Raw genomic sequence first — 15,812 nt, 5'->3', positions numbered from 1 at the left:
ATGGCCCAGATCCAGTCTCCGCTGCCCGGCACCTTCTACCGGTCCTCTGCCCCCGACAAGCCGCCCTTCAAGGCTGATGGCGATCCCGTTGCCATGGGTGACGTGATCGGGCTGATCGAGGTGATGAAGTCCTTTCACGAGGTGCGCTCGGAAGTGGCCGGAACCAACATCCGCTTTGTCACCGACAACGAAGACCCCGTGATGGCGGGCGCCGTTCTGGCCGAGGTGGATTGATGCTGAAAAAGCTTCTGGTTGCCAACCGGGGTGAAATTGCCGTGCGGGTGATCCGCGCGGCGCAAGACCTTGGGATCGCAACCGTTGCCGTCTTTTCCGACGCCGACCGCGAGTCGCTGCATGTCCAGATCGCGGATGAGGCGGTGAACATTGGCCCACCGGCGGCAAAGAAAAGCTACCTCAATCAGGCGAATATCCTGAAAGCCGCCGCCGATACCGGGGCCGACAGCATCCACCCCGGCTATGGCTTTCTGGCCGAGAACGCCGATTTCGCCGATGCCTGCAAGACGGTGGGGCTGGTCTTTGTCGGGCCGTCGGGCGACGCGATCCGCACGATGGGCGACAAGGTCGCGGCGCGGTCGGCGGCCCATGCGGCGGGGGTGCCGGTGGTGCCGGGCAGCATGGGGCGCGTGGCCGATATCGAGGAAGCGCGGCACATCCTGATGGACACCGGCTTTCCGGTGATGATCAAGGCGGCAGCCGGGGGCGGCGGGCGGGGCATCCGTATCGCGGGTGATCTGGCCGAATTCGAGGCCGCCTTCCCGCAGGCGGCTGCCGAGGCGCTGGCAGCGTTTGGCGACGGTGGCCTTTACATGGAAAGGGTCGTGACCAAGGCCCGCCACATCGAGGTGCAGGTTCTGGGCGACGGCACCGATGCCGTGCATTGCTGGGAACGCGAATGTTCCTTGCAGCGTCGCCGCCAGAAGGTCTGGGAAGAAGCGCCGTCCAGTGCCTTGTCCGACCGGGTGCGCGATGAATTGTGCCAAAGCGCCGTGCGACTGACCCGGGCGGTCGGCTATTCCGGCGCGGGAACCATCGAATACCTCTACGACGACGAAGCCGACCACTTCTACTTCATCGAGATGAACACCCGCATTCAGGTGGAACATCCGGTGACAGAGATGATCACCGGCATCGACCTTGTGGCCGAGGGCCTGCGGATTGCGGGCGGCGAACCCCTGCGCCTGAAACAGCGCGACATCGTGGCGCGCGGCCATGCCATCGAGGTCCGCCTGAACGCCGAGGATCCGTCGCGCGATTTCGCGCCGTTCCCCGGCACGGTTTCAGCCCTGCGGGTGCCGGGCGGGCCGGGGGTGCGGTTTGAATCGATGCTTTACGCGGGCTACACCGTGCCACCGTTCTATGACTCGCTTCTGGCCAAACTGGTGGTCCACGCCGAGACCCGCGACGCGGCGATTACCCGTCTGGTGCGCGCGCTGAAAGAGACCCGGATCGACGGCCTTCGCACCACAAGGCCGCTGTTCCTTGCGCTGGCCGATGACGCAAGCGTTCAAGCCAATGCCGTTCACACTCGCTGGCTGGAAGGCTGGCTGGACACCCATTCCGCCCGGCTGGTGCCGGAACTCGAACCATAGGAGGGACCATGTCGATCCGTTTCAGCTTCGGGGGCGACGAGCACATCTTCGGGGAAGTCTCCGAATCCATGTCGCTTGAGGCCTTTTTCACCTCGCTGTCCATGACCAATGCGGTAAAGGCCGCAGGCATCAAGGGCGTGACCGAGATCTGCCCGGCAAACGCGAGCTTTCAGGTCAAGTTCGACCCGGACGCGATCAAGCCCTCGGACCTTCTGAAGGAATTGCAGGGAATGGAGGCAGCGGCTTCACAGTCCGATGCCAGCCTGCAAACCCGGATCATCGAGATCCCGGTCTACTATCAGGATCCCTGGACGCACGAGACGCTGATGCGCTTTCGTGAAAGGCATCAGGATCCGACCAAGACCGACCTTGAATATGCCGCCGAGGTGAACGGGCTGGGGACGGTCGAGAAGTTCATCGAGGCCCATTCCAGCCAGCCCTGGTTCGTGTCGATGGTTGGCTTCGTGGCCGGGCTGCCCTTCCTTTACCAGATGGTTGAACGCAAGCGGCAATTGCAGGTGCCAAAATACCTGCGACCGCGCACCGACACGCCCAAACTGACCGTCGGCTATGGCGGCTGCTTTTCCTGCATCTACTCGGTCCGGGGGGCGGGGGGATATCAGATGTTCGGGATCACGCCGATGCCGATCTATGACCCGAACCAGCAGGTTTCCTACCTGCAAGACGAGATGTGCCTGTTCCGGCCCGGCGACATCGTGAAGTGGAAGCCGATCAACCGCGACGAATACGACGCAGCGCTGGAGGCGGTGGAGCAAAACCGCTTCGAGCCGGTGATCCGCCCCGCGACCTTTTCCCTGTCCGAGTTCAACAAGGACATGGCCGGAACCAATGCCAAGCTGATGGAGGCTCTCAATGGCCGTTAAGGTGATCTCTCCGGGCCTGTCGGCGACCGTGCAGGACCTTGGCCGTCCGGGCTATTACCATCTGGGCATCCCGCTGTCGGGCGGCATGGACCGTTTCGCCCTGCGCGTGGCGAACATGCTGGTTGGCAATGACGAAGGTGCTGCGGTGCTTGAGGCCGTGTTCATGGGGCCGGAACTGGAGTTCACCACCCCGGCGACTGTTGCGGTAACGGGCGGCGACCTGCCGCCGAAGCTGAACGGCGAGGACTGCGCGGGATGGGAAGCGTTTCCGGTCAAGGCGGGGGATCGTCTGTCCTTCGGCTTCCTGAAATCCGGCGCGCGGGCCTATATCGCGGTTTCGGGCGGGATCGACGTTCCGGTCAAGCTGGGCTCACGTTCGACCTATACGCTTGGCGCGCTGGGCGGGCATGAAGGGCGTGCGCTGAAGGCGGGCGACGAACTGGCGGTCGGCGCGGGCGGCGCGGGCAAGGGCAGCGTGCCGGAAAACCTTCGGCGGTTGCCGGGCAACCCGGCGGAACTGCGGATGCTGCCGGGGCTTTACTGGCACCGGATAACGGCCGAGGCGGGCAAGCGCTTCTTTGCCGACACCTGGAAGGTCGCGCCCGAGGCGGACCGGATCGGCTATCGCTTCAAGGGCGGCACGGCGCTGGATTTTGTACCTCGCGAACAGCCCTTTGGCGCCGGAAGCAATCCGTCGAACATCGTGGACGCTTGCTATCCCTATGGATCAATTCAGGTGCCGGGCGGCACCGAACCCATCGTGCTGCATCGCGACGCCGTGTCGGGCGGCGGCTACATGATGGTGGGCTGCGTGATCAGCGCCGACATGGACCTGATCGGACAATTGCAGCCGCATTCCCCGGCGCGCTTCGTCGAAGTGACAATGGATCAGGCGCTCGCGGCACGGCACGACCGGCAGGCGGCACTGGCCCGCGTGCGCGCGCATCTGGGACTGTAAGGCAAGGGCGCGGGGGAGATGACCGTCAACCTCTCAGCCCCGACCGCGCGCCTCTTTAGGGTCAGGACCCATTGAACTTGCGCTTGCGGCATGATTCAGGCTCCGCAAGGAGACCGATCAATGAGCAACCTTTTCTGGCTGACGGACGCACAGATGGCGCGTCTGGAACCCTTCTTTCCCAAGAGCCATGGCAAGCCACGCGTCGATGACCGTCGCGTGCTGAGTGGCATTATCTTTATCAATCGCAATGGCTTGCGCTGGTGCGATGCACCCCGGGAGTATGGCCCGCCGAAGACCCTCTACAACCGTTGGAAGCGATGGGGCGACAAGGGCGTCTTCGCCCGGATGATGGAAGGTCTGGCGGCAGAGGCGGCCGTTCCGAAGACAGTGATGATCGATGCCACCTATCTGAAGGCACACCGCACGGCGACCAGCCTGCGGTCGAAAAAGGGGGTGCTGACGATCAAAAGGGCCGCCTGATCGGCCGGACCAAGGGCGGCATGAACACAAAGCTGCATGCCGTCACCGATGCCGAGGGTCGCCCGATCCGCTTCTTCATGACGGCAGGCCAGATCAGCGACTACACGGGTGCGGCGGCCCTTCTGGACAGTCTGCCAAAGGCGGATTGGCTGCTGGCCGACCGCGGCTATGACGCCGACTGGTTCAGAGAAGCGTTGAAAGACAAGGGGATAAAGCCCTGCATCCCTGGCCGGAAGTCACGCGGCAAGCCCATCAAGCACGACAAGCGCCGCTACAAACGCCGCAACCGGATCGAGATCATGTTCGGGCGGCTCAAGGATTGGCGGCGGGTTGCCACCCGCTACGACCGGTGCCCGAAGGTCTTCCTCTCCGCCGTCGCGCTCGCCGCAACCGTCATGTTCTGGCTATGAAACAAGAACGAGTCCTGACCCTAGGGTCATCCGCGAAGCCACCCGCCCGCGACGGGGCAGATGGCCTCTGCTCAGCGCCGTCAGGGCGCGGGCTACCGCGCCCCTTAGCAGGCCGCGATGTAGCGCTGGCCGTACTGGTCGCGGTAGTAGCACTGGCCCGGTGTGGGGGCAGGGCCGATCAGGGTGACGGCTGCGGCGCCGACTGCGGCCCCGATCAAGGCGCCCTTCTTGCGGTCACTGTCAGACGAGAGCGCGGCCCCGACAGCCGCACCGCCTAGTGCGCCAACAGAGGCCCGCTGCTCGGTCGGAGTGCAGGCGGCCACCGTCAGGGGCAGCAGGGAAAGAATCAGAAAGACTCGGGTCATGATCAGGCTCCTTGCGTCAATTGCGCAGCTTCAGATTACCTGATCTCCGGGCGGAAGAACCTGCCTGCCGCCATAACTTTTCGCGACCGGCAGGAAGCTGCCGTCAGGGCAAATTGCCGGCGAGTTTCCGCGCAGCCGAATTGTTCAGGCCCGGGATGATGCAGGAACCGCAGGCGCGGCGCACCCGGAGCTCCTGCACGGACCGTGATCGTCCAATCCCGAATTACCCTGCCTCAGCCAGGAGTTGGCCCGGCTTCAACCCTGTCGGGCAGCGGCAACAGAGGCTTCGAGGATGTCCATCGCCTCGGCGAAATGGGCGTCGGGGATGGTGATCGGGGCCAGGAAGCGGACCACGTTGCCATAGACCCCGCAGGTCAGCAGGATCAACCCTCGCTTCTGCGCTTCCATCCGGACGCGCCCGGTGAAGCCGGCATCGGGCTCCTTGCTGGAAGGATCGGCGAATTCCACGGCGACCATGAAGCCCGGGCCACGGATGTCGATGATTTCCGGCGTGGTCGAGCGGATGGCCTCAAGCCGTTGCTTCAGGCGTGAGCCGAGTTCATTGGCGCGGGCGCAAAGATCTTCTTCCTCGATCACGTCAAGGACGGCATTGGCGGCGGCGATGCCAAGCGGGTTGCCGGCATAGGTGCCGCCCAAGCCCCCGGGATTGGCAGCGTCCATCAGATCGGCCCGTCCGGTGACGGCGGCCAGCGGCAGACCGCCCGCAAGACCCTTGGCCATGGTCGTCAGGTCAGCCGCAACGCCATGCGCTTCCATTGCGAAAAGGGCGCCGGTGCGGGCAAAGCCGGTCTGCACCTCATCGGCGATCATCACGATGCCATGCTTGTCGCAAAGCGCGCGGATGGCGCGGACCAGATCGGTCGGCGCGGGGTAGAAACCACCTTCGCCCTGCACCGGTTCAAAGATGATGGCGGCGACGCGGGCTGGGTCGAGATCGGCCTTGAACAGCTTTTCGATCCCCTTCATCGCGTCAGCGGTCGAGATCCCGTGCGGGTCCATTGGGAAGGGGACGTGGAAGACATCCGGCATCATGCTGCCGAAGCCCTTCTTGTATGGCTCGACCTTGCCGGTCAGCGCCATGCCCATGAAGGTCCGGCCATGGAAGCCGCCACCAAAGGCGATGACGGCGTTGCGGCCCGTGGCGATGCGGGCGATCTTGACCGCGTTCTCGCAGGCCTCGGCACCGGTGGTAACAAAGATCGTCTTCTTCTTGAAATCGCCCGGCACCTTGTCGTTCAGACGTTCCGCCAGCCGGATGTAGTTTTCATAGGGCATCACCTGATGGCAGGTGTGGGTGAATTTCGTCATCTGGTTCGCCACGGCCGCCATGACCTTCGGGTGGCAATGACCGGTGTTCACCACCGCGATTCCGGCGGCAAAGTCGATGTAGCGGTTGCCCTCGATATCCCAGACCTCGGCGTTAAGCGCCCGGTCGGCGTAGATCTGGGTCATCATCCCCACCCCGCGCGAGATGGCATCGTCACGGCGCTTGGCAACTTCGGCATTCAGCATGGTCTTGCTCCCTTGGCGACTCCGGGGCCTCGGAGTCTTTGGGGCCATTTGATCAAAAAATCCGAACGGGTTCAATCCTTCTTGCGATGATCCTGATGCCGCGTCTTGGCGACAGGTTCGGAAGCCTCCGGCGGGAGTATTTTGGAAAAGAGCAAAGCGCGTTCAGCTTTCGTTAACCCTGAGCGGTGCAGGCTTGAAGCCGGATATGAGGCGAGGTGGCAGATGGCGGATGGTCAGCTTTCGAACCCGGATCTTTCGCGGTTGGCCGATGACAGGCTTGATGCCTTGCGCCTTGTCCGGTCGCGCCGGGTTGGGCCGGTGACGTGGCATCGGCTGATGGCCGAACACGGTTCGGCCCGGGCGGCGCTGGCGGCGTTGCCGGGCATTGCGCGGGCAGCCGGGGTGGACCGCTATGAGGTTTGCCCGACTGGCGTCGCGGAGGCCGAGATGCGCCAAGGTGCCAAGGCGGAAGCGCGGCTTTTGGTGTATGGCGAGCCGGACTATCCCCGCGCCCTGATGGATTTGCCTGATGCGCCACCGGTGCTTTGGGCGCTGGGCGATGTCAGCCTGTTGAACCGCCCAGCGGTAGCGATGGTGGGCGCGCGCAACGCCTCATCGCTTGGGATGCGCACGGCGCGGCGGCTGGGGCAGGGGTTGGCGGCGGCCGGATTTACCGTGGTTTCGGGACTTGCGCGCGGGATCGACACCGAAGCGCATGCGGCGGCCCTGGCAGAAGGTGGTCCGGCCCGGACTGTCGCTGTGATGGCGGGCGGGGTTGATGTGATCTACCCGCCTGAAAATCTTGCGCTGGCGCAAGAGATTGCCACCAAAGGCTGCCGGATCAGCGAACAGCCCCCCGGTCTGGAACCGCAGGCACGGCATTTCCCTTTGCGCAACAGGCTGGTTTCCGGGCTTGCCCGCGCGGTGATCGTGGTGGAGGCGGCGGCGAAATCCGGCAGCCTGATCACCGCACGCGCAGCACTTGATCAGGGGCGCGACGTGATGGCCGTGCCGGGGCATCCGTTTGACCCGCGGGCCGGTGGCTGCAACATGCTGATCCGCGACGGTGCAATACTGATCCGCGGCACCGCCGATGTAATGGAGGCGCTGGGCGCACCCGCTGCCGCCATGCCGGAGCCCGCGCCGCGAATGTCCCCCCTGCCGGGGCCAGAGGCGGCGCAACGGCCCCTGAAGGACACGGCGCTTTTGCACAGCATGATCCTTGACCGGCTTGGACCAAGCCCCCTGGCAGAGGATCAGCTTTTGCGTGATCTTGCCGTGACCCCGGCCCAATTGGCCCCCGAACTGCTGACGCTTGAACTTGACGGTAGGATCAACCGCCAGGCCGGGGGCCTTTTGTCGCGGGTGGATTGACGCCAAGGCTTTCGTCCGGGGCCGCAAACGCGCCGGGCTTCAATGGGGGGCTGAACCGGCAAACCCCGTCGCCAGCGCGATCAGCCCGGCGCATTGACCTGACCGCGTCAAGCACCCGGATGAGGTGGGCCTTCCACGAATGGCTTTCCCTGCGGTCTGTCCGCCCGGTTGACAAGCCCTGCGCTTGTCCCACATGGTGCCTCGCCATTCGCAGGGCCTCGGGAGTATTCGGACATCATGCCAGTCGTCGTCGTTGAATCCCCCGCCAAGGCCAAGACAATCAACAAGTATCTTGGGTCGGACTTCACCGTCCTCGCTTCTTACGGCCATGTGCGCGACCTGCCGCCCAAGGATGGCTCGGTCGCCCCGGATGACGGCTTTGCGATGACTTGGGAAGTCTCGCCCGAAAGCCGCAAGCATGTGAAGGCGATTGCCGAGGCGTTGAAATCCGACGATACGCTGATCCTTGCCACCGACCCCGACCGTGAGGGCGAGGCGATTTCCTGGCACCTGCAAGAGGCGCTGGCCTCCAGCCTCAAGAAGGGCAAGACCGTCGCGCGCGTGACCTTCAACGCGATCACCAAGGACGCGGTGACGGCGGCGATGAAGAACCCCCGGCAGGTCGACAAACCGCTGGTCGAGGCCTATCTCGCCCGCCGCGCGCTGGATTATCTGGTGGGCTTCACCCTGTCGCCGGTCCTGTGGCGCAAGCTGCCGGGGGCGAAATCGGCGGGCCGGGTGCAATCGGTCTGCCTGCGCCTGATCGTGGAGCGTGAGCTGGAAATCGAGGCGTTCCGCGCCCGCGAATTCTGGACCGTCACGGCCACCCTTCTGACCCCGCGCGGACAAGAGTTCGAGGCGCGGCTGACCGTTCTTGGCGGCAAGAAGCTGGACAAGTTCGATCTGCCGACGGCCGAGGCCGCGGAACTGGCAGTGCAGGCCGTCACCTCGCGCCTGCTGACCGTTTCGGCGGTAGAGGCAAAGCCCGCCAGCCGCAACCCGTACCCGCCCTTCATGACCTCGACCCTGCAGCAAGAGGCGTCGCGCAAGCTGGGCATGGGGGCCAAGCAGTGCATGTCCACGGCCCAGCGGCTTTATGAGGCGGGCCACATCACCTACATGCGGACCGATGGCATCGACATGGCACCCGAAGCCGTGATGTCGGCCCGCGATGAAATAAGGCGCCGGTTCGGGGCGTCTTATGTTCCAGACAGCCCGCGGATGTACAAGAACAAGGCCAAGAACGCGCAGGAAGCCCACGAATGTATCCGCCCGACCGATATGGCCGCGGCACCTGACAAGCTGCGCTTTGCCGAAAAGGATCAGGCGAACCTTTACGACCTGATCTGGAAGCGCACCATCGCCAGCCAGATGTCGGCGGCGCGGATGGAACGGACGGTGGTCGATGTCGCCTCGTCCGACGGGCAGGTGGTGCTACGGGCCAATGGGCAGGTGGTGCTGTTTGACGGCTTCCTCAAGGTCTACGACGAAGGCCGCGATGACGACGGCGATGACGAAGGCCGGTTGCCCCAGATCATGCAGGGCGAGGCGGCCGAGAAGAAATCGGTGATCCCGGCGCAAAGTTTCACCCAGCCACCGCCGCGCTATACCGAAGCCACTCTGGTCAAGCGGATGGAAGAACTTGGGATCGGCCGCCCCTCGACCTATGCCAGCGTTCTGACCACGATCCAGGACCGGGAATATGTCCGCAAGGACAAGAACCGGCTTATCCCCGAAGACAAGGGCCGGCTGGTGACGGCCTTCCTGACCAATTATTTCCGCAAATATGTGGAATATGACTTCACCGCCGACCTTGAGACGGAACTGGACGATGTCTCGGCCGGTGACCGCGATTACAAGGATGTGCTGAGCCGGTTCTGGCGCGACTTTTCCGCCGCGATTGCCGAAACGGCAGACCTGCGGATTGGCGAGGTGCTGGAAAAGATCGATGAATTCCTGGCCCCGCACCTTTATCCCTTGCGCGAAGACGGGTCGGACCCCCGTGTCTGTCAGGTCTGCGGCACCGGTCGGCTGCATCTGAAGACCTCGCGGTCGGGCGGGGCTTTCATCGGCTGCGGCAACTACCCCGAATGTCGCTATACCCGGCCGATCTCGGGCGGTGAGGAAGGCTCGGTCGATGGTCGCGTGCTGGGGATGGACGAAAACGGCCAGCCGATCAGCCTGCGTGCAGGCCGCTTCGGCCCCTACATCCAGCGCGGCGAGGCGACCGAGGCGCAGCCCAAGCCGGATCGTGCCAGCCTGCCAAAGGGCTGGTCCCCGGACAGCCTGACGTTGGAGCGGGCGCTTGAACTGTTGGCCCTGCCGCGCCCGATCGGCCCGCATCCGGAAACCGGCGATCTGGTCGAGGCCGGCATCGGCCGCTACGGGCCTTATGTCAAGCATGGCACAACTTACGCCAATATCCCCGATGTCGAGGAGGTCTTCACCATCGGCATGAACCGCGCGGTCGAGGTTCTGGCGCAAAAGGCTGCCGGGCGTCGCGGCGCCTCTGCCCCGGCTGGCCCGCTGAAGGTGCTGGGCGACCATCCCGATGGCGGCGAAGTGCAGGTGATGCCGGGCCGCTATGGGCCTTATGTGAAATGGGGCAAGATCAACGCCACCCTGCCGAAAGGTCTGGAGCCAGAAGCGGTGACGCTGGATGAAGCGCTTGTGATCATTGCGGAAAAGGCCGGAAAATCCGGAAAGACGGCACGAAAGCCGGCGGCGAAGAAGGCGACAGCGTCAAAACCCGCCGCCAAGAAGCCTGCGACGAAGAAACCCGCCGCCAAGAAGCCGGCGGCGAAGAAGGCAAAGACGGACTAGCCCTTTCTCTTCGCCAAATATCCTCGGGGGGAAAGGTGCCGCCTCTGCGGCGCCTTGGGGGGCAGAAGGCCCCCCGAACGCAGGGGAATGCGGGCGCCTGCGCCCGCACCGCAGGATTACGCTTCTTCCCGCAAGCGTCCCGTCAGCCGCGCGGGTTCAAGAGCCTGCCCATCACATCCGTCGCCCGGATGATGCCAAGCCGCTGGCCATTGTCGACCACGGTCAGGTTTTCGGCCCCGCCGCGCAGGGCCTCCATCACCAGCTTGACCGGTGTTTCCGGGGTTACCTCGCGACCGCTGCCCTCGCCCGGGGCCATCACATCCCGTGCGGTCAATACACCCAGAGGGTTCATGTGGGCGACGAAATCCGCCACATAGTCGCTGACCGGATTGGCGATGATTTCGCGCGCGGTGCCGCATTGCACGATCCGCCCGCCTTCCATCAGTGCGATTCGGTTGCCGATCTTGAAGGCCTCGTCCAGATCGTGACTGACGAAGACGATCGTGCGCTTGAGGCTGGATTGCAGCTCCAGAAGTTCATCCTGCAACTTGGCCCGGATCAGGGGGTCCAGCGCCGAAAAGGGCTCGTCCATCAAGAGGATGGGTGCTTCGGTGGCAAAGGCGCGGGCCAGCCCGACGCGTTGCTGCATGCCGCCGGACAATTCGCCCACCTTGCGGTCGGCCCATTGCGACAGGTTCACCAGTTTCAGTTGTGCATCGACACGGTCCTTGCGCTCGGCAACTGACATGCCGCCAAGTTCCAGCCCAAGGCCGACGTTTTCGCGCACCGAGCGCCAGGGCAGCAGGCCGAATTGCTGGAATACCATCGCCACGCGGCTCAGCCGGATCCGGCGCAGGGTGGACGGGTCGGCATGGGTCACATCAACCAGCCCGTTGCCATCGCTGACCCAGACCGCCCCCCGGCAGACCGGGTTCAGCCCGTTCACCGCCCGCAGAAGCGTGGATTTGCCGGACCCGGACAACCCCATCAGGACCAGAATCTCGCCCTCGGCCACATCAAGGCTGCAATCATGCACCCCAAGCACCTGACCGGTCGCTTGCTGGATATCCCCCCGGCTTTGCCCCAGGTCCATCAGCGGCAGGGCGCGGTCGGGGTAGTCCCCGAAGACGATCGAGACATTGTCGAACCGAACAGCAAGGCCCGCGGTTTCTTTCGGATCGGTCATGCGGTTCATTTGCGGCCCCCCACGCGCAGCATCCGGTCCAGCAGGATGGCCACGACCACGATGACAAAGCCGGACTCGAAGCCAAGCGCGGTGTTCACCCGGCTCAGCGCCTGCATCACCGGCTTGCCAAGGCCATCCGCCCCGACAAGGGCGGCAATCACGACCATCGACAGGGACAGCATGATGGTCTGGTTCAGCCCGACCATGATCTGAGGCAGCGCCCAGGGCAGTTCGACCTTCCACAGCAACTGCCGGGGCGTCGCGCCAAAGGCGGTTGCCGCCTCGGTCAGCGCGGTTGGCGTGGCGGCGATGCCAAGCTGGGTCAGGCGAATCGGTGCGGGCAGGACGAAGATCACCGTGGCAATTAGCCCCGGCACCATGCCCAGCCCGAAAAAGACGATGGCCGGGATGAGATAGACGAAGGTCGGCAAGGTCTGCATCAGGTCCAGCACCGGCACCATGGCCCGATAGAGGCGCGGCCGGTGCGCGGCGGCGATGCCGATAGGCACGCCCAACCCCATGCAGACCACGCAAGCCGACAGAACCAGCGTCAGGCTTTCGGTCGTCGGCTCCCAGTAGCCCTGATTGAGGATGAACAGAAATCCGATCAGCACCAGAAGGCAGGTCTTCCACGACCGCTGCACCACCCAGGTCAACCCGACGAACACCGCAATGACCAGAAGCGGCGGCGGGCCTTGCAGGAGCCACAGGATCGCATCGACCAGGGCTTCAAGCCCAAGGGCAATGGCGTCGAACAGCGGTGCCGCATTGGCCTTTAGCCAGTCAAAGACGATCTGCGCGGTCTTGCCCACGGGAATCTTGTAGGCCGTCAGCCAATCCATCACGCCCAATGCCCCTTCATTGCGGTCCCGATTCCAAAACAGGCAGCGAGGGCCGGTAAACCGCCGCTGCCCGTTGTCTCATCAACTCCGCCGTCAGTTCAACGCAGCGGTCACGGCAGCAACAGCGTCGCCCCCGTCGCGTGTTGTCACGCCATCAAGCCAGACCTGCCAGGCGGTCGGATTGGCGGCAAGCCATGCCTTTGCCGCGTCCATCGGATCTGCCCCGTCATTCAGGATCGCCCCCATGATCTCGTTTTCCATCTGAAGCGAGAAGACAAGGTTTTGCAGGAACTTGCCGGTGTTCGGGCATTCCTCGACATAGCCCTTGCGGGTGTTGGTCGCCACGATGGCACCGCCAAAGTCGGGGCCGAACCAGTCATCGCCCTCGGCCAGATAGGTCAGGCTGAACGAGGCGTTCATCGGGTGCGGTTCCCAGGCGAGGAAGACGATCGGCTCGCCGCGCTGATCGGCGCGGGCAACCTGCGCCAGCATCCCTTGTTCCGAACTTTCGACCACGTCAAAGCCGGTCAGGTCAAAGGCACCTGCCGCGATCATGTCCATGATCAGGCGGTTGCCGTCGTTGCCAGGTTCGATCCCGTAGATCTTGCCATCAAGCGCCTCGGCCTGCGCTGCGATCTCGGCAAAGCTGTCGATCCCAAGGGCAGCCCCGGCAGCGTTCGTTGCCAGAGTGTATTTCGCGCCTTCAAGATTGGTGCGCACGGTGTCAACGGTGCCTGCCTCGCGGTACGGGGCGATGTCGGCTTCCATCGTGGGCATCCAGTTGCCAAGGAAGACGTCGATATCCCCCTCGGCCAGGCCGGTGTAGGTGACCGGGACGGCCAGCACCTTTGTTTCGGTTTCATATCCCAGCGCTTCAAGCACCAGCGATGTTGCCGCTGTGGTCGCGGTGATGTCGGTCCAGCCGACATCCGAGAAGGTGATCTTGTCGCAGCCCTCGGCAAAGGCCGATCCGGCCAGGGCAAAGGTCACCACGGTTGAAAGAAGGGTCGAACGAAGTGTCATGGTTGCTCCCTGCGGTTTTTTGTTGATTGACGAGTCAATAAACTTCGTGCTGATACGGTTTGGCAAGCATTTTATGGGGCCGCGCCGATGCCGAAGCTTGGAATGGAGCCTATCCGCAAGGAAGCCTTGGTAAAAGCCACGATTGTGGAGATCGGTCGGGCTGGGTCTCTGGATGTCACGGTCAGCCAGATTGCCAAACGCGCCGGCATGTCTTCGGCGCTGGCGCATCACTATTTCGGCTCGAAGGAAGGCATCTTCCTTGCCGCAATGCGCCACATCATGACGCTCTATGGTGCCGAGGTGCGCGGCGCGCTGGCCACTGCGGTTGGTCCGCAAGGCCGGGTCCGGGCGATTCTCATCGCGTCGTTCAGCCCCGGCAACTTTCGCCGCGAGGCGGTCAGCGCGTGGCTGAACTTCTGGGTTCTGGCGCAAAGCGTGCCGGAGGCAAAGCGCCTGTTGGCGGTCTATCAGGGGCGGCTGGCATCGAATCTAACAGTGGCGCTGCGGCCAATGGCGGGTTCGCGCGCCCCGGCGATTGCCCAAAGTCTGGGCGCGCTTATTGACGGGCTTTACCTGCGTGAAGTGTTGAAATCGGGGCCGCCTGACGGGGATGCGGCGGTGGCGCTTGCCTTGCGCCATCTGGAAGCGGAATTGCAGCGGAGGGCAGACGATGCATGCTGATTATGTGATCGTGGGGGCAGGCTCGGGCGGGTCGGCGCTCGCTTACCGGCTGGCCGAGGCCGGCAAGCGGGTTACTTTGATCGAACATGGCGGGTCGGACGCCGGACCCTTCATCCAGATGCCCGGTGCGCTCAGCTATCCGATGAACATGGGCATTTATGATTGGGGCTTCGCGACCGAGCCAGAGCCGAATCTGGGTGGCCGCGTCCTTGCAACCCCGCGCGGCAAGGTGATCGGCGGGTCATCCAGCATCAACGGGATGGTCTATGTCCGGGGCCATGCCCGCGACTATGACACCTGGGCCGAGATGGGGGCGGACGGCTGGGCCTATGCCGATGTCTTGCCCTATTTCAAGCGGATGGAACAGTCGCACGGCGGCTCCGGCCCGGAATTCCGGGGTGATGACGGCCCGCTCCACATCACGCGCGGCCCTCGGTCGAACCCGCTATTTGACGCGTTTATCAAATCTGGTGAACAGGCCGGATACCCGGTCACGACCGACTACAACGGCCAGCAGCAGGAAGGCTTTGGCCCGATGGAGGCGACGATCTGGAAGGGGCGGCGCTGGTCGGCGGCGAATGCCTATCTGAAGCCCGCGATGGCGGGTGGAAACGTGCAGGTCATTCGCGGTCTTGCCCGCCGGGTGGTGATGGAGGGCAAGCGGGCCGTTGGCGTGGAAATCCAGACCGGCGGCGCGGTGCAAGTGATCCGCGCCGGGCGTGAGGTAATCCTTGCCGCCTCCTCGATCAACACGCCGAAGCTTCTGATGTTGTCGGGCATCGGCCCGGCCGCCCATCTGCGCGAGCATGGGGTGGAGGTGGCTGCCGACCGTCCGGGTGTGGGGGCGAACCTTCAGGATCACCTTGAAATCTATATGCAATATTCCGCCAGCCAGCCGATTACGCTGTTCAAGTACTGGAACCTCTGGGGCAAGGCCTGGGTCGGCGCGCAATGGCTGTTCACCGGCAAGGGGCCGGGGGCCTCGAACCAGTTCGAGGCCTGCGCCTTCATCCGGTCAAAAGCCGGGATCGAGTATCCCGACATCCAGTATCACTTCCTGCCGATTGCGGTGCGGTATGATGGCAAGGCGGTGTCGGCAGGTCACGGTTTTCAGGCCCATGTCGGCCCGATGCGGTCGAAGTCACGCGGGTCTGTCACCTTGCGTTCGGGTGATCCGGCAGATGCTCCGGTGATCCGGTTCAACTACATGTCCCATCCCGAGGACTGGGAGGATTTCCGCACCTGCATCCGCCTGACGCGCGAGATTTTCGGGCAAGAGGCGTTCAAGCCCTATCTCAAGGCCGAGCTTCAGCCGGGGGCGGGCGTCGAAACCGACGCCCAACTTGATGACTTCCTGCGCGAACATGTCGAAAGCGCCTATCACCCCTGCGGCACGGCCCGCATGGGGCGGGCAACGGACCCGATGGCTGTCGTCGATCCCGAATGTCGGGTGATCGGTGTCGAAGGGTTGCGCGTGGCGGATTCGTCGGTCTTCCCGCAGGTGACCAACGGCAACCTCAACGCGCCGTCGATCATGGTGGGCGAAAAGGCTGCGGACCATATTCTTGGCCGCACCCCCTTGCCCGCCTCAAACCTGGAGCCGTGGATCAACCCGGACTGGCGCGTATCGCAGCGTTAGAGTG

13 protein-coding genes and 1 pseudogene are annotated in these 15,812 nt (G+C 64.0%); 9 read left to right on the top strand and 5 right to left on the bottom strand.

Going from position 1 to position 15,812, the window contains the following annotated elements; translation table 11 throughout:
* The 5 genes and pseudogenes from QUV21_RS09700 (at position 1) to QUV21_RS09680 (ending at position 4,342) form a co-directional block, all read left to right on the top strand.
* On the top strand, positions 1-234 hold the full coding sequence (locus QUV21_RS09700; protein ID WP_300854568.1) for an acetyl-CoA carboxylase: 234 nt from the start codon (positions 1-3) through the stop codon (positions 232-234).
* Positions 234-1,610: an acetyl-CoA carboxylase biotin carboxylase subunit gene (locus tag QUV21_RS09695; RefSeq protein WP_366907814.1), complete on the top strand. Its 1,377-nt coding sequence runs from the start codon at positions 234-236 to the stop codon at positions 1,608-1,610. The genes QUV21_RS09700 and QUV21_RS09695 overlap by 1 nt, the downstream gene beginning before the upstream one ends.
* Before the next feature lie 8 nt (positions 1,611-1,618).
* A complete protein-coding gene (locus QUV21_RS09690; protein ID WP_300854564.1) occupies positions 1,619-2,494 on the top strand; it encodes an allophanate hydrolase subunit 1 in 876 nt (291 codons plus the stop codon).
* On the top strand, positions 2,484-3,452 hold the full coding sequence (locus tag QUV21_RS09685; RefSeq protein WP_300854562.1) for a biotin-dependent carboxyltransferase family protein: 969 nt from the start codon (positions 2,484-2,486) through the stop codon (positions 3,450-3,452). The genes QUV21_RS09690 and QUV21_RS09685 overlap by 11 nt, the downstream gene beginning before the upstream one ends.
* Before the next feature lie 120 nt (positions 3,453-3,572).
* Positions 3,573-4,342 (top strand): annotated as a pseudogene (locus QUV21_RS09680) (IS5 family transposase).
* 104 nt (positions 4,343-4,446) lie between these two features.
* Here the strand turns inward: QUV21_RS09680 and QUV21_RS09675 are convergent.
* A complete protein-coding gene (locus tag QUV21_RS09675) occupies positions 4,447-4,707 on the bottom strand; it encodes a YMGG-like glycine zipper-containing protein (protein WP_300854559.1) in 261 nt (86 codons plus the stop codon).
* A 255-nt stretch (positions 4,708-4,962) separates the two neighbouring features.
* Positions 4,963-6,240, bottom strand: a complete 1,278-nt coding sequence (locus tag QUV21_RS09670; RefSeq protein WP_300854556.1) for a 4-aminobutyrate--2-oxoglutarate transaminase — start codon at positions 6,238-6,240, stop codon at positions 4,963-4,965.
* Between the two features lie 222 nt (positions 6,241-6,462).
* On the opposite strand from QUV21_RS09670, the gene dprA reads away from it, so the two are divergent.
* The gene (gene dprA / locus QUV21_RS09665; protein ID WP_300854554.1) at positions 6,463-7,614 is read left to right on the top strand and encodes a DNA-processing protein DprA; all 1,152 of its coding nucleotides are present in this window, start codon (positions 6,463-6,465) and stop codon (positions 7,612-7,614) included.
* A gap of 237 nt (positions 7,615-7,851) precedes the next feature.
* Positions 7,852-10,437 carry a type I DNA topoisomerase gene (gene topA / locus QUV21_RS09660; protein WP_300854552.1) on the top strand — a complete coding sequence of 862 codons (2,586 nt, stop codon included), beginning with the start codon at positions 7,852-7,854 and terminating at the stop codon, positions 10,435-10,437.
* 142 nt (positions 10,438-10,579) lie between these two features.
* On the opposite strand, the gene choV is transcribed toward topA, so the two are convergent.
* The 3 genes from choV to choX form a co-directional block, all read right to left on the bottom strand.
* Entirely contained in the window at positions 10,580-11,623 is a 1,044-nt protein-coding gene (gene choV, locus QUV21_RS09655; RefSeq protein ID WP_300854902.1) for a choline ABC transporter ATP-binding protein, read from the bottom strand.
* Between the two features lie 5 nt (positions 11,624-11,628).
* The gene (gene choW, locus QUV21_RS09650; RefSeq protein WP_300854550.1) at positions 11,629-12,465 is read right to left on the bottom strand and encodes a choline ABC transporter permease subunit; all 837 of its coding nucleotides are present in this window, start codon (positions 12,463-12,465) and stop codon (positions 11,629-11,631) included.
* A 93-nt stretch (positions 12,466-12,558) separates the two neighbouring features.
* Positions 12,559-13,488, bottom strand: coding sequence for a choline ABC transporter substrate-binding protein (choX, locus tag QUV21_RS09645; protein ID WP_300854548.1), 930 nt, complete (start codon positions 13,486-13,488; stop codon positions 12,559-12,561).
* Positions 13,489-13,575: 87 nt separating this feature from the next.
* Between choX and betI the strand changes: the two genes are divergently transcribed.
* Entirely contained in the window at positions 13,576-14,169 is a 594-nt protein-coding gene (gene betI, locus QUV21_RS09640) for a transcriptional regulator BetI (RefSeq protein ID WP_300854546.1), read from the top strand.
* A complete protein-coding gene (betA, locus tag QUV21_RS09635; RefSeq protein ID WP_300854544.1) occupies positions 14,159-15,808 on the top strand; it encodes a choline dehydrogenase in 1,650 nt (549 codons plus the stop codon). The genes betI and betA overlap by 11 nt, the downstream gene beginning before the upstream one ends.
* Positions 15,809-15,812 lie beyond the last annotated feature (4 nt).

The organism is Tabrizicola sp. (genome assembly GCF_030373185.1).
In the GTDB taxonomy this organism is placed as follows: domain Bacteria; phylum Pseudomonadota; class Alphaproteobacteria; order Rhodobacterales; family Rhodobacteraceae; genus Tabrizicola.
The sequence above is the reverse complement of the archived record's forward strand: the minus strand, read 5'-3'. Positions and strand labels throughout refer to the sequence as shown.

Bases quoted from the DNA above. Each gene is read 5' to 3' on its own strand.
- QUV21_RS09700 (WP_300854568.1), top strand. From the start codon at position 1: ATGGCCCAGATCCAGTCTCCGCTGCCCGGCACCTTCTACCGGTCCTCT.
- QUV21_RS09695 (WP_366907814.1), top strand. From the start codon at position 234: ATGCTGAAAAAGCTTCTGGTTGCCAACCGGGGTGAAATTGCCGTGCGG.
- QUV21_RS09690 (WP_300854564.1), top strand. From the start codon at position 1,619: ATGTCGATCCGTTTCAGCTTCGGGGGCGACGAGCACATCTTCGGGGAA.
- QUV21_RS09685 (WP_300854562.1), top strand. From the start codon at position 2,484: ATGGCCGTTAAGGTGATCTCTCCGGGCCTGTCGGCGACCGTGCAGGAC.
- QUV21_RS09675 (WP_300854559.1), bottom strand. From the start codon at position 4,707: ATGACCCGAGTCTTTCTGATTCTTTCCCTGCTGCCCCTGACGGTGGCC.
- QUV21_RS09670 (WP_300854556.1), bottom strand. From the start codon at position 6,240: ATGCTGAATGCCGAAGTTGCCAAGCGCCGTGACGATGCCATCTCGCGC.
- dprA (WP_300854554.1), top strand. From the start codon at position 6,463: ATGGCGGATGGTCAGCTTTCGAACCCGGATCTTTCGCGGTTGGCCGAT.
- topA (WP_300854552.1), top strand. From the start codon at position 7,852: ATGCCAGTCGTCGTCGTTGAATCCCCCGCCAAGGCCAAGACAATCAAC.
- choV (WP_300854902.1), bottom strand. From the start codon at position 11,623: ATGACCGATCCGAAAGAAACCGCGGGCCTTGCTGTTCGGTTCGACAAT.
- choW (WP_300854550.1), bottom strand. From the start codon at position 12,465: ATGGATTGGCTGACGGCCTACAAGATTCCCGTGGGCAAGACCGCGCAG.
- choX (WP_300854548.1), bottom strand. From the start codon at position 13,488: ATGACACTTCGTTCGACCCTTCTTTCAACCGTGGTGACCTTTGCCCTG.
- betI (WP_300854546.1), top strand. From the start codon at position 13,576: ATGCCGAAGCTTGGAATGGAGCCTATCCGCAAGGAAGCCTTGGTAAAA.
- betA (WP_300854544.1), top strand. From the start codon at position 14,159: ATGCATGCTGATTATGTGATCGTGGGGGCAGGCTCGGGCGGGTCGGCG.